Here is a 24,431-nt window from a genome sequence, read left to right as displayed (position 1 = left end):
AAAGCTTTCCTATATTAGTTCTTCCTTTTTTTGAAAAATAATACATTCAAAAGTGTATCATTTGAGACTTTTTTGTCAAGAAGAATGTGCAAAAACAGATGAACTTTGGAGAAAATTCAGCTTGACTTCAAAAAAAGATATTACTAAAATATTCCGTAGCGCTATTTGTACGCTGGCAACTGATAAATTATTATTACCATAATGAGGAAGAGACAGACTATGGAGATTATTGAGACATTTGGTCATTATGTGGAAAATCTGACGGATAAAAAGCCTCAGTCAGCCCGCTGGCTGTTAAAAACCGGCTGGGAAGCACAGAATCTGAAATTCCATTATATGCAGGACAAGAGACTGATGCCTGCAGACAGGCATCTTGCAAACCTGATGATGGATACCATGCTGTGGCCCCTTCAGAAACCGGAAGATTCTGTTATTGTAAGTATTTTTACACCCTGCGAAATGATGCAGGAGGTGGGATTACATCCCTATAATGTAGAAGGATTTTCCTGCTATCTTTCTGCAAGCAAAGCAGAGAGGGCGTTTCTGCAGCAGGCAGAGAATCAGGGAATTGCAGAGACACTGTGCAGTTATCACAAGACATTTCTTGGTGCAGCGCAGAAAGGACTTCTGCCAAAGCCCAAATGTATTGTTTATACCAACCTGACCTGCGATGCTAACCTGCTCACCTTCCGTACCCTGGCAGATTTTTACCAGGTACCTGTATTTGCCATTGATGTACCATGGAATCAGACCACAGAGAATATACAGTATGTGGCAGATCAGTTAAAGGATTTAAAAGTATTTCTGGAAAAAAATACAGGAAAAACAATCTCTGAGGACAGATTAAAGGAACGTCTTGCCTGCAGTAAGCGGACTCTGAAGAATTATAAAAAATATCAGCAGCTGCGTGCAGACAAATATGTGCCCTCTGATCTGGTCACACCGCTGTATGCAGGAATGACCAACAATATCCTTCTGGGAACAGCAGAAGAAGAGAAGTATACACAGATGCTTCTTGAAAATATTAAGAAAGCACCTGCAGCGAAAGGAAAACATATTTACTGGATGCATACCATTCCATTCTGGTCGGATGCAGTGCGCCAGGAGCTTTGCTTCAGTGAGAAAGCCCAGATCGTAGGATGTGAACTTGCAGAAACCTGTGAGCCGGATTTTGATCCTGAGAACCCCTTTGAAGCAATGGCAGAAAGAATGGTCTATCATTCACTGAACGGAAGTGCGCTTAGAAGGATTGAAGCCGGTATCCGACATGCGAAACAGGCAGGTGCAGATGGTGCCGTGTGGTTTGGGCACTGGGGCTGCAAGCACACCCTTGGTGCAGCACAGCTTGCAAAAAAGAAATTTGAGGAAGCCGGTCTGCCCCTTTTGATCCTGGATGGAGACGGGTGTGACCGAAGCCATGGAGGAGAAGGACAGACTTCCACCAGGCTGGGAGCTTTTCTGGAAATGCTGGGAGGTGCTGAGAATGAATAAAACTTATTATGTCTGTAAATATACCCCCATTGAGCTTCTGGAATCTCTTGGCGGGAAATGTGAGAACTTTAACCATATGCCGGATGGCTTTGACCTTGCAGATCAGGTTTCCCATCCCAATATCTGTGGTTTTGGAAAAACACTTCTGGAAGGAGTCATGGAGGGGAAAATCAAAGAACTTGTTCTGGTGAGCTGCTGTGATACCATCCGAAGTGTGTATGACATTTTGCTGGAAAGCGGTAAACTGGATTTCCTTTATATTTTGGATGTGCTTCACTGTGACAGTGCCTGTAGCAGAGAGCGTATGGCTGCACAGTTAAAAGGTCTGGCCAAGGCTTATGCACAGTACAAAGGCACAGAGTTTGATGCCGGAAAATTCCGGGCTGCTTTTCATGTACAGGAAAAAATCACAAAGCCTCATATTGCAGTACTTGGTGCCAGAATGGGGCAGGAATTATTTGAAATGACCAGCAAGGCTATGCCCCTTCCTGTAGAGAATGATACCTGTGTGCATAACCGTTCTGTGGGAAATATACTTCCACCGGAGGGTGCTTCTTTTGATGAACTGATGGACTGGTATGCAGGAGAGCTTCTGGGGCAGATTCCATGTATGCGGATGATGGACCCGACAGGCCGTAAAAAGCTTTATAATGATCCGTCTGTTGCAGGAATTATTTATCATACAGTGAAGTTTTGTGATTTTTACAGCTTCGAATATGCTGAGATCAAGAACCATACAGATGTACCTCTTTTAAAAATCGAATCAGATTATACTATTCAGAGCAGCGGTCAGCTTCTTACCAGACTGGAAGCTTTTGCAGAGAGCATTCTGCCTGAAACACTGGAGCAGACCATAGATGGAGACACAAAAGGAGAGAGAAAAATGGGAAAAGGTTATTTCGCAGGGATTGACAGTGGTTCCACCAGTACAGATGTGGTGATTTTAAATAAAGATCATGAGATTGTGACCAGTATTATCCTGCCTACAGGAGCAGGAGCTGCTATCGGAGCAGACCGTGCCCTTGCAGAGGCATTGAAAGAGGCCGGATTGCAGAGAGAAGATATTGATGCGCTGGTTACTACCGGATACGGACGTACAGCTATTAAAAATGGTGATAAGAGTATCACAGAGATCACCTGTCATGCAAGAGGTGCACACTTCCTGGATCCGGAAGTCCGCACTGTTATTGATATTGGCGGACAGGACAGCAAGGTGATCCGACTGGATGAGAACGGTGCAGTTGCAAACTTTGTTATGAATGACAAATGTGCGGCAGGAACCGGACGATTTCTGGAAATGATGGCACGTACCATGGAAATGAATCTGGATCAGATGAGCGAATGTGGGCTGGAATTCAAAGAAGATATTACAATTTCCAGTATGTGTACAGTATTTGCAGAATCAGAAGTTGTATCCCTGATCGCCCAGAATAAGGCAACAGATGATATTGTTCATGGCCTGAATAAGGCGGTTGCCGTGAAGACTGCCGCCCTTACCAGACGTGTGGGCGGTGAGGAGAAATATATGATGACCGGTGGTGTTTCTAAGAATAAGGGTCTGGTAAAGACGCTGGAAGAGAAGCTTGGAACAAAGCTGGTGATCAGTGACAAGGCTCAGCTTTGCGGTGCACTTGGCGCAGCACTGTTTGCGGCTGATATGGTTGATGTGTAAATTTTTATACTTTTTTTATAAAAGTTTAATTTTCTATTGACGAGTTCAAATTTAAGAGCTATAGTATACCACAGTAACAGCAAATTAACGAGGTGAAGTTTGCAGGAAAGAGGAAGCCATAAAAGGCTATACCCGCCGAAGGAGTAAAACTCTCAGGTTCCCTGGATGCAGGGAAAAACTGCAAATGGATCGTTTCTCTGGAGACACCCGTTAGATCGGGGGCCGAAGGTGCAAATAACATGGAATGCTGATAACTTCCTACAATTGGTTATCTGACCCGTGTCTTGAATCTCTCAGGCAAAAGGACAGAGGATGCTTTATCATCCCCGCTGATTCATATGAACTATATGAACAGTACTTTCTGAACTTCTGATGTTTGAAACGGTCTGTTATTACTTTGTTTCCCAGCTGTACAATATATTACACTTTTTAAAAGAAAAAGGAGATTTATTATTATGTGGGAAGCGATCAATTCTTTTTTGACAACAGTAGACAATCTGGTCTGGGGTGTGCCCCTTATGGTCCTGATTATGGCAGGTGGTGTCCTATTAACTGCCAGACTTGGACTCCTTCAGATACGAAGACTCCCCCTTGCATTGAAATGGATGTTTAAGAACGAAGAAGAAGGCGATGGTGAGATTTCCAGTTTCGCAGCATTATGTACAGCACTGAGCGCCACAATCGGAACCGGTAATATCGTCGGTGTTGCAACTGCTGTCTGTGCCGGAGGTCCCGGAGCTTTATTCTGGATGATTCTTGCAGCATTCTTCGGAATGGCAACAAAATTCTCCGAAGGTCTTCTTGCAGTGAAATACCGTGTGGTAGCAGAAGACGGTCACAGCCTTGGTGGTCCTTTCTATTATATTGAGAAAGGTATGGGAACAAAATGGAAATGGCTTGCAAAGATTTTTGCATTCTTTGGTGTATGTGTAGGTCTTTTCGGAATCGGTACATTCAGCCAGGTAAATGGTATTTCCAGTGCAGTTCAGAACTTCTTTGATCCGAACAAATCAAACTGCGTAAATATTCCGTTCCTTGGAGAGTATTCCTGGGCAGTTGTAATTTCTTCCCTGATTCTTGCAGCCTGTGTTGCAGCAATCCTCATTGGTGGTCTGAAACGAATTGCAACAGTCAGCCAGATTATTGTACCGTTTATGGCGGTGATCTATCTGGTCTTCAGTGTTGCGCTGATTCTTTTAAACATTACAGAGATCCCGGCAGCTATCGTAACAGTTGTGAAGGGAGCCTTTAATCCGTCAGCAGTGACAGGCGGTGTGGTAGGAACAATGATCGTATCCATGCAGAAGGGTGTGGCTCGTGGTATTTTCTCAAACGAAGCAGGTCTTGGTAGCGCACCTATCGCAGCAGCAGCAGCTCAGACAAAAGAGCCTGTACGTCAGGGTCTTGTAAGCATGACTGGTACATTTATTGATACGATTGTGATCTGTACAATGACAGGTCTTTCCATCGTACTGACAGGTGCATGGCAGGTAGAAGGTCTGGAAGGTGTTCAGGTAACAACCTATGCATTCCAGCACGGACTTCCGATTCCTGGACAGATTTCTGCATTTGTATTAATGATCTGTCTGGTATTCTTTGCCTTTACTACAATTCTTGGATGGGATTATTACAGTGAAAGATGTCTGGAATATCTGACAAACGGACATAAGAAAACAATCCTTACATATCGCTGGCTTTACATTCTGGCAGTATTTATCGGACCGTACATGACAGTAAGTGCTGTATGGACGATCGCAGATATCTTTAACGGACTGATGGCGATTCCGAACATGATCGCATTGTTCGCTCTGAGCGGTGTAGTTGTAAAAGAAACAAAAGCATTTTTTGATGCAAAGAAACATAAAATGTAAAGAATTATAAAACGTAATAAAAGAAAAGAAAACAGTAAATCCTCTGATTGTGGAGTTTAACTTCCGGTCAGAGGTTTTTTGATGTTCAGTTATTGTTTGACTAAATATTTATTGGAATGTATGCAAATGACTGATTTGTGAAAAGAAATGACCGAATTTGGACGGAAATGGAAAATTAATTGATTTTGTGCAATCTCAACTAAAATCGGTTATGATTTTTATGAATTAGTTTGATTGACTTTGAATGAATGTGACAGTATACTAAGGCTATAAACAAAAACAGTCACAAACATGCAGAAACGACATGACAATATAAACGGGAGGAAAGAAGAGATGATTTACACAGTAACTTTTAATCCATCTCTGGACTACATCGTTTCAGTAGATGATTTTAAACTGGGACTGACAAACAGAACAAGTTCAGAGCTGATGCTTCCGGGTGGAAAAGGAATCAATGTTTCCACAGTCCTTATGAATCTTGGGATTGAGAACACTGCACTTGGATTTACCGCAGGGTTTATAGGGGAAGAAATTATCCGCAGATTACATGAGATGGGAGTGAAATCTGAGTTCATTCAGATTAGTGAAGGGGTTTCAAGGATCAATCTGAAACTGAAATCTATTGACGGAACCGAGATCAATGGTGCAGGACCGGTGATCAGCAAGGATAAAGTAGAGGAACTGATGAAGAAGCTGGAAGAGCTTGGAGAAGGTGATGTACTTTTCCTGGCAGGCAGCATTCCATCTTCCATGCCGGATGACATGTATGAACAGATCATGGCAAGGCTGGATGGAAAAGGTGTGATGATCGTAGTTGATGCCACAAAGGATCTTCTGGTCAATGTCCTGAAATATCATCCATTCCTTGTAAAACCAAATAATCATGAACTGGGCGAGATCTTCGGTGTAGAATTAAAAACAAGAAAAGATGTAATTCCTTATGGAAAGAAACTTCAGGAAAAAGGTGCAAGAAATGTGCTGATCTCCATGGCCGGCGAAGGTGCAGTTCTGGTAGCAGAGGATGGACAGGTATTTGAAGAACCTGCACCAAAAGGCAGGCTGATAAATGGTGTGGGTGCAGGAGATTCCATGGTAGCAGGATTCGTTGCAGGCTGGATGGAGAAGAAGGATTACGAACATGCATTCCACATGGGAATTGCAGCAGGAAGTGCAAGTGCATTTTCTGAAAATCTTGCAACAAAGGAAGAAATAGAAGCGGTTTATGGTCAGATAACCGAAAAATAATAAAGGAGGAAGAAAAGATGAGAATAACAGATCTGCTTGACAGACGAAGCGTATCGCTGACAGCTGCTCCGAAAACAAAGTCAGAAACTCTGGATATGGCAGTTGATCTGATGTAAAGAGGGAGAAGATCAGTGACCGTGAGGCTTATCGTAAACAGGTATATTTAAGAGAAGAAGAGAGCACAACAGGTATTGGTGAGGGAATTGCCATTCCTCATGGCAAATGTGATGCAGTTAAGAAACCTGGGCTTGCGGCAATGGTCATCAAAAATGGTGTAGAGTTTGAGGCACTGGATGACGAACCTGTAACCTTATTATTCCTGATCGCAGCGCCGAATACAGAGGATAATATTCACCTGGATGTACTCAGCAAGCTCTCTGTGATGCTGATGGATGAGGAGTTTACAGAATCTCTTCGCAATGCATCTTCAGTAGATGAGTTTATGGATATTATTGACAGGGCAGACAGTGAAAAGAAAGATATTGATGAGAGAATGGCAGATACCGGATCAGCAGAAGGAATTGAAAAAGCTGCAAAAGCAAAGAACTGTTAAGTGCACTTCCGGCAGATCAGAGAGCAAACTTCGGTACCATTACTCCGGTAGCAGCTCTGTTTAAAGGAATCGGTAATACAGCATTCGGATTCATGCTTCCGATTCTTGCCGGATTCATTGCAATGGCAATCGGTGACAGACCGGCACTTGCACTTGGTCTGATCGGCGGTATGACTCCTCCCTGTGCGATTGCACTGGCAACACTGCTGTTTAAGGATAAGTTCACAAAAGAAGAGAGAGATGCAGGTCCTACCAATTTTATCATGGGTCTTGCATTTATCACAGAAGGTGCGATTCCGTTTGCAGCATCTGACCCCCTTCGTGTACTTCCGTCCTGTATCATCGGATCCGCAGCGGCAGGAGCTATTTCCATGGCATTCGACTGTACACTGATGGCACCACACGGTGGAATTTTTGTATTCCCTGTAGTTGGAAATGCAGTTATGTATCTGGTTGCATTGGTTGTGGGAACAGTAATCTCTGCAGTTCTTCTTGGCCTGTTAAAGAAAAAAGCAGCATAAGCAGTGAAATAAAAAAGCAATAATGAAAAAATTAAAATAAAAAACATGGAGGATATCAAAATGAAAGAATTTAAGTATGTAGTTACAGACAACGAAGGAATCCACGCACGTCCGGCAGGAGAGCTTGTAAAACTGGTAAAAGGCTTTGAGTCAACTATCTCTATTGAAAAAGAGGGTAAAAAAGTAGACTGCAGAAAACTTCTTGCACTGATGGGACTTGGCGTTAAGAAAGGCCATGAAGTAACATTCACGATCGAAGGTGCTGATGAAGAAGCAGCATACGAAGCAGTAAGCAAATTCATGCAGGAGAACCTGTAATTCACAGAATTAAATATAAGAAACTGACAGACAGGAGATGATGCATTCATCTCCTGTTTCTGTTATAATGAGATATCAGGGTCAAAAGGTCAGAAAGTCGTTCGTGCTTGCACGATAAGACTTTTGAACTTGGGACCCGCCAAACATGAGGAAGTAGCGATTTACGAAGTAAATCTGCGGATTCCGAATGTTTGCAGAATTGCGGGAGCTGCGAAGCAGCGGAGCAATTCGTAGATATCGGAGAAAATAATCAGAGGAAAATAATCAAAGTAAATATACAATGGAGGCAGAAGTACATGCTTACAGAACAGAGATTTGATATTATTCTGAAGCTTCTGGAAGAAAAAAAGAGTGTTACAGTAACAGAGCTGAGAGAACTTCTGGATGCATCAGAATCCACAGTGCGCAGAGACATCACTGCACTGGACAAAGCAGGAAAACTAACCAAGGTTTTCGGCGGTGCAGTAGCATTAAATCATAAAGTAACTGCCTATGAACCGACAGTAGCGCAGAAATCAGAATTAAATAAAGAAGAAAAGCAAAAGATCGCAAAATATGCAGCCAGTCTGATCACACCGGATGATTTCGTTTATCTGGACGCAGGAACCACCACTGGTCTGATGCTGGAATATCTGGAAGGTGTAAAAGCTGCCTTTGTCACCAATGCAGTATCCCATGCCCAGACTCTGGCAAAGATGGGAATCCGGGTTTACCTGGTCGGAGGAGAACTGAAGAGTTCTACAGAGGCAGTCGTAGGCAGTCAGGCAATGCAGATGATCCAAATGTATCATTTTACAAAGGGATTTTTCGGAACCAATGGAATTACCAGAAGGGAAGGCTTTACCACACCGGATACCAGCGAAGCAATTGTAAAGAGTACTGCAATGAAGCAGTGCAAAGATGTATATATCCTGACAGATAAGTCGAAGTTTGGAGAAGTAAGTTCTGTCACATTCGGCGGGTTTACAGATGCTAAAATTCTTACAGAAGAAATTCCGGAGGAGTATGAGGACAGCAAAAATATTCTGAAAGTGAAATAAATAATGGATTAAATGCCGCCGGCAGACAGAGCAGGCAGGAATGATATTTGGATTGGAGAGATGTGGGATGAAGTTTGTGCATATTGGAGATCTGCATATTGGAAAAAGGGTGCATGATTTTTCCATGCTGGAGGATCAGAGATATATTCTGGATCAGATGATCAAAATTTTTGAGGAACAGAAAGTTGATGGAGTTCTGATAGCAGGGGATGTTTATGACAAGACAGTGCCGTCGGCAGAGGCAGTGCAGCTGTTTGATGAATTTATTACAGGACTGGCTAAAGCTGAGATTCCTGTGTACATGATCAGTGGAAATCATGATTCAGCAGAAAGGCTTTCCTTTGGAGCAAAGCTGTTTGAAAGCAGTGATATTTATATTTCGCAGGTTTATGATGGAGAGATGAAAAGGATTGTGTTAAAAGATCAGTATGGACCAATATCTGTATATCTTCTGCCTTTTTTGAAACCTGCGGCAGTACGCCATGCTTTGCAGAGGGATGATATTAATACTTATGAAGAGGGTGTTATGGCTGCTCTGCAGGAGTGCGAGATTGACAGGACACAGAGAAATGTGCTGGTGGCACATCAGTTTGTGACTGGAGCAGACAGAAGTGACTCAGAAGAAACATGGGTTGGCGGTCTTGACAATGTCAGTGCGGAAGTATTTAAGGATTTTGACTATGTGGCACTGGGACACATCCACAGACCTCAGAAAATGGGGAGAGAGACCTTGCGTTACAGCGGGACGCCGCTTAAGTATTCTTTTTCGGAAGCAGATCATAAAAAGTCAGTAACGATTGTGGAGCTTCTGGAGAAAGGAAATGTGACGGTCAGTACAGTACCTTTGATTCCCAGACATGATATGCGTAAGCTAAGGGGAACTTATATGGATGTGACAGCGAAGGATCATTATACTGCTGAAAATAAGATGGATTATCTTCAGATTACCCTGACGGATGAGGAAGATGTGCCTGGGGCACTTCAGAAGCTGCGTACTGTTTATCCCAACCTGATGCGTCTGGAATATGATAATAAACGAACACGTGAGAACCGTGAGGTTCAGGCAGTGGAGGCTCAGGAACAGAAGTCAGAGCTGCAGCTGTTTGAGGAGTTTTATGAACTGTTAAATAATGAACCTATGAAAGAAGAACAGACAGAGTTTGTGGAGAAACTGATCCAGAATCTGAAGGAGGTGCGCGTATGAAACCATTGAAGCTGACATTATCTGCATTTGGTCCATATGCGGATGAGACTGTGATTGATTTTACACAGCTTGGAGGACAGGGACTTTTTCTGGTGACCGGAGATACGGGAGCAGGAAAAACGACGATCTTTGATGGGATTACATTTGCGTTGTACGGGGAGACAAGCGGAGGAGTCCGGGAGGCATCCATGCTCAGAAGCAAGTATGCAAAACCGGAAACACCTACCTATGCGGAATATATTTTTGAATATAAAGATGCAGTGTATACAGTGAAGCGAAGCCCGGATTATGAGCGCCCAAAGACCAGAGGTACCGGAATGACCACCCAGAAAGGGGAAGCATTGCTTACTTTTTCTGATGGAAGAGCTCCTGTGACAAAGCTGAAGGAAGTGAATCAGACAGTTACTGATCTGATCGGGTTAGATATGAAGCAGTTTACGCAGATTGCTATGATCGCACAGGGAGATTTCAGAAAATTGCTGCTGGCTGACACAGAGGAACGCAGCAACATTTTCAGAAAGCTTTTCCATACGGATATTTATAAGGTGATTCAGGAAAAATTAAAATTCGAGGCCGGTGGTCTGGACAAGGCGTATAAAGAGCTGTTGAGAAGTATTCGCCAGTATACGGAACAGGTCAGATATTCTACAGAAGACCAGTTGGGACAACAGTGGATATTGATGGAGAAGAATGGCTTTGAGGGAAATCTGGAAGAAGGTCTGGAAATTCTGGAGCAGTTTCTGAAGGTAGATAAAGAGATGCTGAAAAATTTGAATAATCAGATCAAAGAGAACGATAAAGAACTGGAAAAAGTAAATCAGCTTTTGGGAAAGGCTCATAAAGAAGCAGATGCAAAGGCAAGGAAGGAACAGCTTCTGCAAGAGAAAGAGGTATTGCTTCCGCAGTTGGAACAGGCACAAAAAGCTGCAGAAAATGGGGCAAAGGAACCTGAGGAGATCCAACGCCTGATTCTTTCCATACAGAAAGAAAAAGAGAATCTGGAGCGTTATACAAATCTGGAAAATCTGCTCAGAGAAACAGAGAAGACTTCCCTGCAGATAGAGAAACTGGGAACGGACGGTACAGAGCTGCAGAATCGTCAGAAAGAAATGAAAGCTGTGCTTGAAGAAAAACAAAAAGAATATCAGACAACAGACGGTGCAGAAAAAGAAAAAGCAGAAACAGATTTCCGGAAAGAGAAAATAGATACTCTTTATGCAGGAATTTATAAGAACTGTGGAAATCTGGAGTTTCTTCAGACAAAAATCAGTGAACTGAAAATACAGTCCGGGCAGGAAGAACAACTTGCGAAACAGATAAAAAAGGATTTGACTGATCTGGAAGAGAAAATTGTTTCCGGTGGGAATCTGGAAATCAAAGAGAACAGTCTGGTCATACGTTTGCAGCAGATAGAGAAAATAGAAGATCAGCAGAAACGGTATCAGGATCTGGAAAAGGAAGCAGAGAGAAAAAAGAAGGGTTATCTGACCGCTTCTCAGAAACGGACAGAAATAAAAGAAATTTTAAACAAAATGGAGCAGGCCTATCTGGATGCGCAGGCGGGTGTTCTGGCAGCAGATCTTCAGGATGGGATGCCATGCCCGGTATGTGGCTCTGTTCTTCATCCAAAGCTTACGCAGATTCCAAAAGAAGTTCCCACAGAAGAACAGCTGAAAAAACAGAAAAAGTTAACAGAAGCTGCGGAAAAAGCGGCATCTGACGCAAGTGTGCAGGCAGGAGAGGCAGCAGGACTGGTGCAGCGCTGTAGGGAAGAACTGACAGAAGGGGTTAAAGGTTATATAGCGCAGTTTCTGCCAGAAGAGGAGACACAAGAGATACTTCGAAAGGAACTTCCTGATCATGAATTATGTTTATTTGTAAAAAATCAGGAAAGCAGTGTACAGACAGGATTGGAAGAAATCAAAAAACAGAAAAAAGTTCATCAGGATTTACTGAAGAAAAAGGAAGAGTTCATCACACAGTCAGAACAACATGCAAAAGAATTTCAGAAATTACAGATCAGTCTTGAAAAAAGGAAGAGCCAGCTGGAGAGTATCCAGGAACAGCTGCAGAACCAATTGGAGGAACCTGTACTGACATGGATCCATGAAGAAGATACAAGACAGAGAATGAAAACTGATCCGGAACTGTCACAGGATCACAGCGGTGAAACCGTGTATCAAAAGGAAACCTGTAATGTATCACAGGCTTTGCTACAGGGAAAGAGAGCAGCAGAATGGCTGAAACAGCAGCAAAATATTCTGGGACAGAAACAAAAGGATCTGACAGCACTTCTGGAACAGAGAAAACTTCTGGAGATGCAGATTGGTAAGACTCAGACAGAACTTGCAACGATCACAGACCAGATCAATCAGAATCAGCAGCAGACAGCAGCAGAGAAATCCAGATATGAGCAGCTGCAGAAGCAGAGAGAGAACATGGAAAAAGAGCTGGGTGAGAGGACAAAGGAAGAAATCCTGTCTCAGATCCAGCTTAAGACTGAGGAACAAAAGAAGCTTGAAATACATTATAAAACAGTAACAGAAGCGAGAGAAGTATTAGAAAAGAGAATGACAGAACTGGATTCGGTAATTGCATCTCTGACAGAACAGTTAAAAGAATCCATAAGTATTTCAGCTGAGGAACTGAATGCTCAGAAAGAAAACTTTGCACAGCAAAAGAAATCACTTTCAGAAAATCGTGATGAAATCCATGCCCGCCTGGAAATCAACAGTGACATGTATGAAAAAATCCGCAGACAGCAGACAGAACTTCTGAAAACGGAAACCCGCTGGAAGTGGATGAAATCTCTCTCAGACACTGCCAATGGTACGATCACGGGTAAGGCAAGGATCATGCTGGAAACTTACATCCAGATGCAGTATTTTGACCGCATTCTTGGGCGTGCCAATATCCGTCTGATGACCATGAGCAGCGGTCAGTATGAGTTAGTTCGCAGGAAAGAAAACAAGAGCAGGGTAGGGAAAACCGGTCTGGAACTGGATGTAGTAGATCATTACAATGGAACTGTCCGAAGTGTTAAGACCTTATCAGGCGGAGAAACATTTCAGGCATCCCTGTCTCTGGCATTGGGACTTTCTGATGAAATTCAGTCAAGCTCCGGCGGAATCCAGCTTGATACCATGTTTGTGGATGAAGGTTTCGGATCTTTGGATGAAGATGCCCTTGATCAGGCAATCCGCGCATTGAAGGATCTCAGTCAGGGAAGCAGACTGGTTGGAATCGTTTCCCATGTAGCAGAACTGAAAGAACGTATTGATAAGAAGATCATAGTAACCAAGAAACGAACAGAAGATGGAGTTGGAAGTACGATCTGTATAGAGGGTTGAGATTTTATGGAATTACTATAAAGAAACGGCATTTTGTCCATAACCTGATATCCACGAATTGCTCCGCTGCAAGGCAGCTCTCACAATTTTCAATAAGAAATAGAATAGAAAAACAGAGGATATGTAGACTGTGTATTCCTCTGTTTTTTCTGCAATTATAAAAAAGGCAGTTATAAAAAAGTTATACAAAAGTAACTTGACAGAATATCTCGGATAGTATATATTAAACTATGAAGTTAGATATAAATAACTTACACTGCTGACAAATCTGCTGAAGGTTTTTTGCAGCAGTAAATTTAAGCCTTACAGCAAACAAAAGCAATAAAATGTTTTGTAAAGCTTTATTTTTGATAAAAGGTTAGTATATTCTAACTAATATTTTGTTATTGAGAAAGGGATCATAACATGCTGGAGAAATTCGTGATCGAACATTGTTCACCTACATTAGCATCTATTAAAACCGGAAATCTTTTTACATATAAATATGAATCTGAGAAAGAATTATGGAAAAGCGTAGAAGACTTTAATGAATGTGTAAGAGAAAAAGGCGTTTCCCTCACAGTACTTCGCAGGAGTGAGAAAAAGGCGCTGATTTATATCTGCCGATTCTCAAGCCTTGAAAGAGATCTGAAGAAACCTGGTGTTGCGAATTTTATAAAGAAGTATGGGTATGAGAGTACAGATCCTGCATATGCACTTGAGAGACTGAGAAGCCGCCTGGCCCAGAGAGAAGATTTTCCTCATGAAATCGGATTATTTTTGGGATATCCGCTGGGAGATGTGATCGGATTTATCAAGAATGCAGGGCAGAACTGTAAATGTGTAGGTTGTTGGAAGGTATATTGCAATGAATGTGAGGCAATAAAGGCTTTTGCCAGATTTAAGAAATGTACCAGCGTGTATGTACGTCTCTGGAATCAGGGAAGAAGTGTACGTCAGCTGACGGTGGCAGCGTAAGGAAGAAGCTATATACAGTAATATAGCAGGGATGGAGAGTTCGTTTAAGAATCAGTATAATAGAAAAGCCGTATGACTTTTTATTATAATATAAATCATGGCTTTGCGGCAAAGAAAAAGGCAGAGCAAATTTAAGGAGGATTTTAATCATGAGTAAAGTAGCAGTTGTATATTGGAGCAGCACAGGAAACACAGAAGCAATGGCAAACGCAGTTGCAGACGGAATCAGGGAAAAAGGCGGCGAAGCTGTTCTTCATACCTGTGAAGATTTTGACGGTTTTAAAGTTGCTGAATATGATGCAATCGCCTTCGGATGCCCTGCAATGGGAGATGAAGTTCTCGAAGATACAGAATTTGAGCCAATGTTTGACGGATGCAAAGATGCCCTGAAGGGCAAAAACATCGCTCTGTTTGGCTCTTATGGCTGGGGAGACGGCGAATGGATGCGTAATTGGGAAGAGTCCTGTAAAGAAGCAGGTGCAAATCTTGTATGCGACAGCGTGATCTGCCAGGAAGAACCGGAGGATGAAGCTACAGATGCATGCAAGGCTTTAGGTGCTGCATTAGTATAACAGAATAGGTGAGAAATAAAGAATAAAAATAAATAACAGAAATTAACAGGCCGATGTGTAAGAAAGAAAACTTATACAGCGGCTTTTTACGGTTAATATATATGTTGTAAAATGACAGAAAACAGGAGTTTTTACGAGTGACAGGACTGAGAAAATGTGATATGATAAATTTATACATAAAGATTCTTGCAATTCAGAAAAAAGAATGGAAATAATGAAAGCCTTGAAAGGAGATAAACTATGGGATTAATTAAAGCGGCAGCAGGTGCATTTGGCGGAACAATGGCTGATCAGTGGAAAGAGTTCTTCTATTGTGAAGCAATTGATAATGATGTACTTGTGGTGAAAGGTGAGAAAAGAATCGGGGGTCGTTCCTCTAATAAACGGGGGAATGATAATATTATTTCCAATGGTTCCGGTATTGCAGTGGCTGACGGCCAGTGTATGATCATTGTGGAACAGGGAAAGGTTGTAGAGGTTTGTGCTGAGCCGGGAGAATTTACATATGATGCTTCTTCAGAGCCAAGTATTTTCAGTGGAAATCTCAGTGAAGGTATTTTGAATACTTTTGATACCATGAAAAAACGTTTTGCATATGGTGGAGATACAGGAAAAGATCAGAGAGTTTACTATTTTAATACCAAGGAGCTGATCGGAAACAAATTCGGAACAGCAAATCCTATTCCATTCAGAGTAGTAGACAGAAATATTGGTCTGGATATTGATGTATCTGTACGTTGCAATGGTGTATATTCCTACAGAATTGTAGACCCTCTTCTGTTTTATGCCAATGTGTGCGGAAATGTGGAGCAGCAGTACGACAGAGATCAGATCCAGGATCAGTTAAAGACAGAGTTTGTCAGCGCCCTGCAGCCGGCATTTGCTCAGATATCTGAGCTGGGAATCCGTCCAAGTGCTATTCCGGGACATGTGAATGAGCTTTGCGATGCCATGAACAAGGAGCTGACTCAGAAATGGAAGGAAATCAGAGGTCTGGCTATTGTTTCCATCGCAATGAATCCTGTGACTCTTCCGGAAGAGGATGCACAGTTGATCAAGGACGCACAGAAGAATGCAATTCTCAGAGATCCGACTATGGCAGCAGCTACACTGGCCGGAGCTCAGGCAGACGCTATGAAGTCAGCAGCTTCCAATACAGCAGGAGCAATGACCGGATTTATGGGAATGGGAATGGCACAGCAGGCAGGCGGAGCCAATATGCAGGGCCTTTACCAGATGGGAGCACAGCAGGCAGCACAGTCTGCGCCACAGAATCAGGCAGCACAGCAGAGTACGGTGGCTCCGGCAGGAGCATGGAAATGTGAGTGCGGAGCTGAAAATACAGGTAAGTTCTGTGCTCAGTGCGGAAAACCGAAACCTCAGGCCGGAGTTTGGACCTGCAGCTGTGGAACACAGAACACGGGTAAATTCTGTGCTGAGTGTGGAAAGCCAAGACCACAGGAAGAATGGACCTGTGAATGCGGAACCGTAAATAAAGGTAAGTTTTGTGCTGAATGTGGAAGACCGAGACCATAAAGCAGAAAATATAGCTTATTATTTTGATGGGAAGTAATTTTGAAAAATAACAAGGGGGAAGCCTATGTCTGATATAAATGAATATAAATGCCCTTCCTGTGGCGGGGCCATAGAATTTGACAGTCATTCACAAAAAATGAAGTGTCCCTATTGTGATACAGAGTTCGATTTGGAAACTCTGAAAAAGTATGATGAACAGTTGTCAAAGGAAGCTGAGCAGAAGGATGATATTTCTGACTGGCAGACAGACCCGGGAAAGCAGTGGCAGGAGGGTGAAACAGACGGAATGAATGTTTACACCTGTAAATCCTGCGGTGGTGAGATCGTATCGGATGAAAACACAGGTGCAACAAGCTGTCCTTATTGTGGGAATCCTGTAATTCTGACGGAAAGATTCAGAGGTGCTCTGCGGCCGGATATGGTTATTCCCTTTAAGCTTGATAAAAAAGCGGCAAAAGAAGCCTATTATAAGCATATCAAGGGAAGACCGCTTCTTCCAAAGGTTTTCCGAAGAGAGAATCATATTGATGAAATTAAAGGCATTTATGTTCCGTTCTGGCTTTTTGATGCAGATGTGGCAGCGGATGCGCGATATAAGGCAACCAAGGTCAGGACATGGAGTGACAGTGATTATGATTATACAGAGACAAGTTATTATTCCGTAGACAGAAGCGGAAATATGTCTTTTGTGTCTGTGCCTGTAGATGGCTCTTCCAGAATGTCGGATGATCTTATGGAATCCATAGAACCATACAAGGTAGCAGACGCTGTGGAATTTCAGACCGCTTATCTCTCGGGATATCTGGCAGATAAGTATGATGTAGATGCACAGCAGAGCACAGACAGAGCCAGAGAAAGAATGAAGGAAAGTGCTCAGGATGTATTGAGAGATACGGTAAAGGGATATGCTTCTGTAATCCCGGAGAATACCAATGTCCGTATTTCCGGAGGAGATGCAAAATATGCACTGTATCCTGTCTGGATCCTGAATACTACCTGGAGAGGTAAAAAATATATTTTTGCAATGAACGGTCAGACCGGGAGAATGACCGGTGATCTGCCAGTGGATAATGGTGCCTATACCAGATGGCTTTTGGGGCTGACAGCTGTATTTTCCATTGCTGCCTATCTGGTTGCATTACTGATACATTAGGGGGGACTGGGAATATGAAGAAAAAAATAATACCTTTATTTCTGGCGGCGGCAGTCTCCGTATCCGGGGTTCTGCCTATAGGAGCAGTCCAGCCGGTAACTGTTATGGCTGAGAGCGGTCACCCTGCCAGACTTGTGGATAATGCAGGGCTTCTGGATGAGGATGAGGCTCTGGAACTGGAATCAAAACTGGATGAGATCAGCCAGGAGTATGACTGTGATGTGGTCATACTTACAGAAGAAAGCATCAATGGCGCAGAGCCCATGGATTATGCAGATGATTATTTCGATTATGAAGGCTATGGAATGGGAGAAGACAACAGTGGAATTCTTTTTCTCATAACTATGTCTGAGCGTAAATGGTGGATCAGCACTCATGGGGAAGCCATTTATGATTTTACAGATGCAGGGCAGGAATATATGGCAGAGCAGTTTCAATCTGATCTGTCAGACGGATACTATTATGACAGCTTTACCACCTTTGCAGATCTGTGTCAGGAGTTTTTAGTTCAGGCTCAGACAGGAGAACCCTTTGATAAGGGTAATCTGCCGGAAAAACCCTTATCACCCTGGGCGCTGCCTATTTCCATAGGAATCGGTCTGGTGATTGCACTGATTATTACAGGAATTATGAGGGGACAGATGAAAACTGTGCGTATAAAACCGGATGCGGCAGATTATATGGTGGATGGAAGCCTGCAGATTACCCGGAGCAATGACGTATTCCTGTATCATCAGGTGACTAAGACTGCAAAGCCCAAGGATGATGATTCCGGCGGCAGCAGCGTACATACCAGTTCTTCGGGGGAGACTCATGGAGGCTCAGGAGGTTCATTCTGACATAGTAATGTTGTTGGAGCAAACTCTTATATAAGAGAAAATTATTAGGTAAAACAGAAAACCTGGCCTTTGGCCGGGTTTTTTATTGAAATCTATTTTGTTCTATGCTATATTTAGAAAGATTGCGGAGGCTGTTATGAGAAAGGACAGCCGGTAAATATCAAGATTCTGGTATTTGTTAAGAACAAAAAGGAGAAATTCGGATAAAATGAAAAGAGTGATTACGTATGGAACCTTTGATCTTCTGCATTATGGACATATTAATCTGCTCAGAAGAGCAAAAGAGATGGGAGATTATCTGATCGTTGGTCTTTCTACAGATGAATTTAACTGGAATGAGAAACATAAGAAATGTTATTTTTCCTATGAGAAAAGAAAACAGCTTCTGGAAGCTATCCGGTTTGTTGATCTGGTGATCCCGGAGGAAAATTGGGCACAGAAGCGTACAGATGTAAAGGAATATCATGTTGACACCTTTGTTATGGGTGATGACTGGACCGGCAAATTTGACTTCCTGGAAGAGGAGGGCTGTAAAGTGGTTTATCTGCCGAGAACACCTGAGATTTCCTCTACGCAGATAAAAAATGATCTGCAGATAAAAGAGTAAAAACAGGAGCGAAGAAAATGAATCGATTTATCAAAGATATGAAAAGATATTTTGCTTATGCCAAATTTGCGGCAAGGGCAGATCTGAAAGCGGAAGTTGCCAGCTCTTATCTGAACTGGCTATGGTGGGTACTGGATCCGTTGCTTTTTATGATGGTATATACTTTTATTGCTATTGTTGTATTTCGAAGCAGTGTACAATATTTTCCTTTGTTTGTTTTTGTTGGTCTTACACTGTGGAACTTTTTTAATAAGACAGTAATTCAAAGCGTAAAGCTTGTGAGAAACAACAGCTCTATTGTATCTAAGGTATATGTCCCCAAATATATTCTTATTTTACAGAGAATGATGGTCAATGGGTTTAAAATGCTGGTATCTTTTGGCCTGATCGCTATTATGCTGATTATTTACAGAGTACCACTGACATGGAATATCATTTATATGATACCTGTTATGATCGTACTGGCATTGTTTACTTTTGGACTTAGCTGTATTGTTCTTCATTTCGGAGTTTTTGTGGACGACCTTTATAATGTTATGAATGTTGTGCTTCGTCTGATGTTTTATATGAGTGGTATTTTTTATTCTATAGGAACCAAGCTTTCAGAGCCATACAGAAGTATTTTGCTGAAATGTAACCCGGTATCCATGCTGATTGAATCAGCCAGACGTTGTATGCTTTATTCATCTCTGCCATACAGAAAACTGATCGTTTTGTGGGGGATTGTCTCAGTGCTCCTCTGCTGGATCGGAGTAAAAACAATTTATAAATATGAAAACAGTTATGTAAAGGTGATGTAATATGGAACGGGAAAATGCGATTGACGTAAAAGATTTGCATATCAGTTATAAATGCCTGAAATCTTTTTCTATAAAGAGAAGTCTGCTTCAGCTGAAAAAGACGGATACAGAAGTATTTGAAGCAGTGAAAGGGGTAAGTTTTTCTGTAAAAAAAGGCGAGATCCTTGGAATTGTAGGTAAGAATGGAAGTGGAAAATCTACCATGCTGAAAGCAATTGCAGGAATCTTTTCTCCGGATGAGGGAAGCATTGATCTACATGGGAATAGTGTATCTTTACTGTCCATTGGAGTTGGTTTTCAGAAAAAGCTTACCGGTCGTGAGAATATTCTCCTGTCTGGTCTGCTTCTGGGATTCAGTGAAGAACAGGTAAGAGCAAAAATGGATGAGATCATCAATTTTGCAGGTCTGGGGAAATTTATTGATATGCCGGTAAAAACTTATTCCAGTGGTATGTATTCCAAACTGGCCTTTTCTATTACAGCCATTCTGGAAGCTGATATCATGCTGATCGATGAGGTGCTCAGCGTAGGTGATGCCAAGTTCAAAAAGAAAAGCTATAATAAGATGAAAGAACTGATTTCCAATGAGGACCGTACAGTAGTGATCGTTTCCCACAGTTCTCAGCAACTGCAGGAATTATGTACCAGTATTTTATGGCTCCATGAGGGAGAACTTCGTATGCAGGGGGAAACAAAGAAAGTACTGGATGCATATGAGGAATTTATGAGCTGAATGGAGAAAAAACCGTTGATGAAAGTCGGCGGTTTTTTTGAGCCGAAAAATTCCGTGAGAGATTGACTTTCTCACAGATTTCTTTATAATAAATATGATATGCTTGTATAAAAATATAAATAATATAGATAAAAAGAATCGGAGGAAAGCCAGGTGGAGACAAAAATTAATCTGGATCAGTGTCAGATAGAAGAATCTACAGAAGAATACAAAATACAGAAGCTGGATACACAGGGAAATCTTATTACAGAAAGGCTCCCCCTGTATAATCTTACAGCTGAAGAGGAATTAAATGCGGATATACAGGTTGAGAAAAACGGACGTCTGAAAATTATCCTGACAGACAGATCCTGGACAGAGTTTCAGCAGATGCGGATTATTTTGGCAGGTGTGAAAAATCAGGAGATTTATTTTGAAAATGCAATTACAGCAGAGAAAAAAAATGAGCTTTCACTGGAAATTGGTCATCTTGTATCTGAATTGGAACACGGCCGTAATAAGAGTACTCGAATCCTTTTGGAAACGGTAGAGGATGGACAATATCACCGCTATTATTTTTCTGACATAAAAAGGGCAAATGGAGACAGAGATCTTCAGAAAGGTAAAAAATCATGGATCTGTGTACAGCCCTGTACAGATAAGATATATCTTACCAGTGAAGATGGGGAAAAAGGTGGAAATTCCCTTTTGTGTGTATACATGGATAAGGGTGGAAGATGGTTCCTGGGATTTGGCACAGAGTGGCGAATTTATAAAATGGCTCAGATTTGCCATCTGCGATATCTGACTATGAGAAAGGGAAAGCTGAATTTACATCTGGTTACAGATTCTCACAAATTTGGTTATGAACCGGAACAGGTGGTTTTTCGGTTCAGAAGTAAGCTGCAGGAAGAAAGATGCGGTTACAATTTTGAAATCAAAACTGTTAAAATAAAAAAAGATTTGCAGTATGTGGATGCCTGTCTGGATCTGAAAAATGTGGATCTGAAAAGTCTCTATTGGGATGTTGTAGTAATGTTTGTAAATCCTGAGACAGGAGAAGGGTTTGAAGCGGCTGTTTTTATGACAAGGGCATACCGCCTGTTTACCTCTTTTCTTTACAGAGGCAGCTATAAGACTGGAAATGGATTTTTCCTTTACCCCTATAATACTTCTTCCAAAAAGCTGGCATTTCAGTTTCGTGAGGAAGGGGAATATGATCATTTGGGATTTCGGGTAAAAGAGCTGACTGCTTTTGCTGCTTATTATCTGCTGAAGCCATATTGGGACAGCAGACATATCCAGCTGGTATATGAGAAATTCTGTATGATGGCCCAGGATAACGGATATTATTTCTTTAAATACTGTATGGACCATGAGGAAGAGAAAAGACAGAAAAATCATATCTATTATGTGATCACCAAGGATGCTCCTGACAGAAAAAAACTGGATGCTTACCAAAGCCATCTGGTGGATTTTATGAGTATCCGTCATATGATCTACATGATCGCAGCAGAGCTTCTGGTAAGTACAGATACCAGAAATCATCTGTACGCTATGCGCCAGCGTGGAAGTATCCTGAAACGGTATTTAAGAAAGAAACCTCTGGTATTTCTCCAGCATGGTGTGACTGCACTGAAAAAGGTGGATTTTTTCTATGGAAAGGGAAAATCCGGTTCCTGTAATTTGTTTGTGGTAACCTCAGATTTTGAGAAAAAAATCGTTGAGGATTATTTCGGTTATGCTGAAGATGAAATTGTAAACAGTGGTTTTGCCCGCTGGGATGTGCTTGAGGATAAGTCTGAGGGACTGAGAGAGATTCTGATCATGCCTACCTGGAGAGCCTGGCTGGAGAATGTAACTCTGGAGGAATTTAAAGAGAGTGACTATTTCCATAATTATATGGCGCTTCTTAATTCTCCACGTTTTCATAGTTTTCTGGAGAAAAATGATCTTTTGGCAAACTTTTATCTTCATTCAAAATTCAGGGAATTTATACAGGATTTTTCAGTAGAATCAGACAGGATCCGACTGATCGTATTTGGAGAAGAACCTGCCAATGAGCTGATGATGAGATGCAAAATGCTGGTGACAGACTATTCCAGTGTATGCTGGGATGTGTTTTATCTGGACAAGCCGGTGGTATTTTTCCAGTTTGACAGAGATAAATATATGGAGGCACACGGAAGTTATCTGGATATGGACAGGGAATTGTTCGGAGACTGCGCCCAGGATGTGGACGGATTACTGACGTATATGGAGAGATGTGCAGATGACCATTTTGTTGTTCGGCCTGAGTATGAAAAAATGCAGAAAAGCTTTTATAAATATTTTGATGACCAGAACAGCCGTCGTATCTGTGATGCGATTGTAAAAAAATGGCCGCGATAAGAAAACATGGACGGAGTAAAAATGAACAGGACAATTTTCTGCAGAGATATTAAAATTACAGATAAAGGTTTTGGAGTGAATGCCAGTATGGATTCCGGGAGAATTTCCGGTGCTGTGCTGATGAGCAGAAATATTCAGCGTCCGGAAAAATATGTCCTGAAATGTGAAACAATAAAGAAGAAAAATACTTCTGAGATTAAAGTTCAGGCAGATCTTCAGGTTATGGATCTGTATGAGGGTGACTGGGATCTTTTTCTTCTTGATACAGAAGGAAAATATCTCCCGGTAATCCTTTCGCCGCAGATCAGAATGAGGCTTCTTTTAGGAAATTATCAGGCTGAAATTGGAAAGAATCATATTCTTTTTCCTATGGCCAGTACAGATCATATGCTGACATTTCGCTGCAGACGTTGTTCTGCCTATGATGGAAGGGCTGTGGCGGTCAGAGAGAATCTGGTATATGTTTTTTATACTCTTACCAGACCTTTATGGAGCAGGAAAAAAATCTGGGTGATTTTCGAAAAATATTCCACGGAAGCCCAGGATAACGGATATTATTTCTTTAAATATTGCATGGAAAATCTTCCCCAGGAAGAAAAAAAGCATATATATTATATTTTAGATAAAAAGGCTCCTATGTGGAGGCACATGGAAAAGTATGGAAAAAATGTGGTGCCCTTTATGAGCACAAGACACATGCTGTATATGCTTGCTGCCCGTATTTATGTGGCTTCGGACGCCAGAAGTCATGGATTTGCCTGGAAGCCAAAACCTAATATTATTTCCAGAGAGAGCAGCAAACGGCCTATTTTATTTTTGCAGCATGGAGTCACTGCCTTAAAAAGAGTGGACCGGCTTTTTGGAAAGCATGGTTCTACTCCTATGACCTACTTTAATGTTACGTCAGAATTTGAACAGAAGATAGTGACGGATCATTTTGGATATCCGGCAGAGAATGTACCGATTCTGGGATTTGCAAGATGGGATGTGCTGAAAAATAAAGAGCAGGCAGATAAAAAAAATATTTTATTTATGCCAACCTGGAGGCCCTGGCTGGAGGAACAAAGTGATCAGGTGTTTGAAGAAAGTGAATATTGCAGGCGCTACAGAAGTATTTTGGAAAACAGACAGCTCCAGGAGATCCTTTCTGCCGGCCATGTGAAGATCATTTTCCATATTCACCCAAAACTGAAGGAGTTTCTGAAGGCTTTTCAGACAGAAAACAGTAATGTGGAACTGATAGAGCAGGGGACAAGACCCTTAAATGAACTGATCATGGAATGTTCTATGCTTTTGACGGACTATTCCAGTGTGAGCTGGGACGTATATTATCTGGGAAAACCGGTGGTGTTTTATCAGTTTGATTATGATCTGTATATGCAGGCAAACGGAAGCTATCTGGATATGAAAAAAGAATTATTCGGAGACAGATATATCACCGAAAAGGAAGTGATTGCAGGGATTGGGGAATATGTGCAGAATGATTTCAGGGAAAAAGAAAAGTATGGTTCACTGAGACAGGAATATTTTTCATATAATGATCAGAATAACTGTAAACGTATTCTGGAATTCCTAAAATCAAAGGGGTATTAAATTTGG

At 41.8% G+C, this 24,431-nt stretch carries 18 protein-coding genes, 1 pseudogene and 1 riboswitch; all 19 genes and pseudogenes read left to right on the top strand.

The features are described from left to right. Positions 1 to 219: 219 nt before the first annotated feature. The gene (locus ACTNDS_RS06035; protein WP_441034419.1) at positions 220 to 1,491 is read left to right on the top strand and encodes a 2-hydroxyacyl-CoA dehydratase subunit D; all 1,272 of its coding nucleotides are present in this window, start codon (positions 220 to 222) and stop codon (positions 1,489 to 1,491) included. Next, a complete protein-coding gene (locus ACTNDS_RS06030) occupies positions 1,484 to 3,163 on the top strand; it encodes an acyl-CoA dehydratase activase (RefSeq protein ID WP_441034505.1) in 1,680 nt (559 codons plus the stop codon). Before ACTNDS_RS06035 ends, ACTNDS_RS06030 begins: the two co-directional genes overlap by 8 nt. 187 nt (positions 3,164 to 3,350) lie before the next feature. Continuing rightward, positions 3,351 to 3,482, top strand: a riboswitch (glycine riboswitch). 136 nt (positions 3,483 to 3,618) lie between these two features. Continuing rightward, positions 3,619 to 5,034, top strand: coding sequence for an alanine/glycine:cation symporter family protein (locus ACTNDS_RS06025; RefSeq protein ID WP_441034417.1), 1,416 nt, complete (start codon positions 3,619 to 3,621; stop codon positions 5,032 to 5,034). Between the two features lie 333 nt (positions 5,035 to 5,367). Further along, positions 5,368 to 6,279: a 1-phosphofructokinase gene (pfkB, locus tag ACTNDS_RS06020; RefSeq protein WP_441034415.1), complete on the top strand. Its 912-nt coding sequence runs from the start codon at positions 5,368 to 5,370 to the stop codon at positions 6,277 to 6,279. 17 nt (positions 6,280 to 6,296) lie between these two features. Next, positions 6,297 to 7,353: pseudogene (locus ACTNDS_RS06015) on the top strand (fructose PTS transporter subunit IIA). 60 nt (positions 7,354 to 7,413) lie between these two features. Then, complete coding sequence (locus ACTNDS_RS06010) at positions 7,414 to 7,671, top strand: HPr family phosphocarrier protein (protein WP_019162036.1); 258 nt, start codon at positions 7,414 to 7,416, stop codon at positions 7,669 to 7,671. A 296-nt stretch (positions 7,672 to 7,967) separates the two neighbouring features. Continuing rightward, positions 7,968 to 8,711, top strand: a complete 744-nt coding sequence (locus ACTNDS_RS06005) for a DeoR/GlpR family DNA-binding transcription regulator (RefSeq protein ID WP_441034413.1) — start codon at positions 7,968 to 7,970, stop codon at positions 8,709 to 8,711. A gap of 40 nt (positions 8,712 to 8,751) precedes the next feature. Then, entirely contained in the window at positions 8,752 to 9,915 is a 1,164-nt protein-coding gene (locus ACTNDS_RS06000; RefSeq protein ID WP_441034411.1) for an exonuclease SbcCD subunit D, read from the top strand. Then, positions 9,912 to 13,265, top strand: a complete 3,354-nt coding sequence (locus ACTNDS_RS05995) for an AAA family ATPase (protein ID WP_441034409.1) — start codon at positions 9,912 to 9,914, stop codon at positions 13,263 to 13,265. The genes ACTNDS_RS06000 and ACTNDS_RS05995 overlap by 4 nt, the downstream gene beginning before the upstream one ends. Before the next feature lie 405 nt (positions 13,266 to 13,670). After that, a complete protein-coding gene (locus ACTNDS_RS05990; protein ID WP_441034407.1) occupies positions 13,671 to 14,222 on the top strand; it encodes a DUF3793 family protein in 552 nt (183 codons plus the stop codon). 149 nt (positions 14,223 to 14,371) lie between these two features. Continuing rightward, entirely contained in the window at positions 14,372 to 14,794 is a 423-nt protein-coding gene (locus ACTNDS_RS05985) for a flavodoxin (protein WP_441034405.1), read from the top strand. 240 nt (positions 14,795 to 15,034) lie between these two features. Further along, positions 15,035 to 16,330, top strand: coding sequence for an SPFH domain-containing protein (locus tag ACTNDS_RS05980; RefSeq protein WP_441034403.1), 1,296 nt, complete (start codon positions 15,035 to 15,037; stop codon positions 16,328 to 16,330). Positions 16,331 to 16,394: 64 nt separating this feature from the next. After that, positions 16,395 to 17,483: a hypothetical protein gene (locus ACTNDS_RS05975; RefSeq protein WP_441034401.1), complete on the top strand. Its 1,089-nt coding sequence runs from the start codon at positions 16,395 to 16,397 to the stop codon at positions 17,481 to 17,483. Positions 17,484 to 17,497: 14 nt separating this feature from the next. Continuing rightward, the gene (locus tag ACTNDS_RS05970) at positions 17,498 to 18,322 is read left to right on the top strand and encodes a TPM domain-containing protein (RefSeq protein WP_441034399.1); all 825 of its coding nucleotides are present in this window, start codon (positions 17,498 to 17,500) and stop codon (positions 18,320 to 18,322) included. Between the two features lie 208 nt (positions 18,323 to 18,530). Further along, on the top strand, positions 18,531 to 18,929 hold the full coding sequence (gene tagD / locus ACTNDS_RS05965) for a glycerol-3-phosphate cytidylyltransferase (RefSeq protein ID WP_173743759.1): 399 nt from the start codon (positions 18,531 to 18,533) through the stop codon (positions 18,927 to 18,929). A gap of 17 nt (positions 18,930 to 18,946) precedes the next feature. Continuing rightward, positions 18,947 to 19,729 carry an ABC transporter permease gene (locus ACTNDS_RS05960; RefSeq protein WP_173743760.1) on the top strand — a complete coding sequence of 261 codons (783 nt, stop codon included), beginning with the start codon at positions 18,947 to 18,949 and terminating at the stop codon, positions 19,727 to 19,729. A gap of 1 nt (position 19,730) precedes the next feature. Next, entirely contained in the window at positions 19,731 to 20,462 is a 732-nt protein-coding gene (locus ACTNDS_RS05955; protein ID WP_441034396.1) for an ABC transporter ATP-binding protein, read from the top strand. A gap of 153 nt (positions 20,463 to 20,615) precedes the next feature. Next, positions 20,616 to 22,832 carry a CDP-glycerol glycerophosphotransferase family protein gene (locus ACTNDS_RS05950; protein WP_441034394.1) on the top strand — a complete coding sequence of 739 codons (2,217 nt, stop codon included), beginning with the start codon at positions 20,616 to 20,618 and terminating at the stop codon, positions 22,830 to 22,832. Positions 22,833 to 22,853: 21 nt separating this feature from the next. Next, on the top strand, positions 22,854 to 24,425 hold the full coding sequence (locus tag ACTNDS_RS05945) for a CDP-glycerol glycerophosphotransferase family protein (protein WP_441034392.1): 1,572 nt from the start codon (positions 22,854 to 22,856) through the stop codon (positions 24,423 to 24,425). The last annotated feature ends 6 nt before the right edge of the window (positions 24,426 to 24,431 follow it).

This window comes from Blautia sp. HCP3S3_C12 (assembly GCF_052064155.1).
Taxonomy (GTDB): Bacteria; Bacillota; Clostridia; order Lachnospirales; family Lachnospiraceae; genus Blautia_A.
This window is presented reverse-complemented; position numbering and strand designations above follow the sequence as displayed.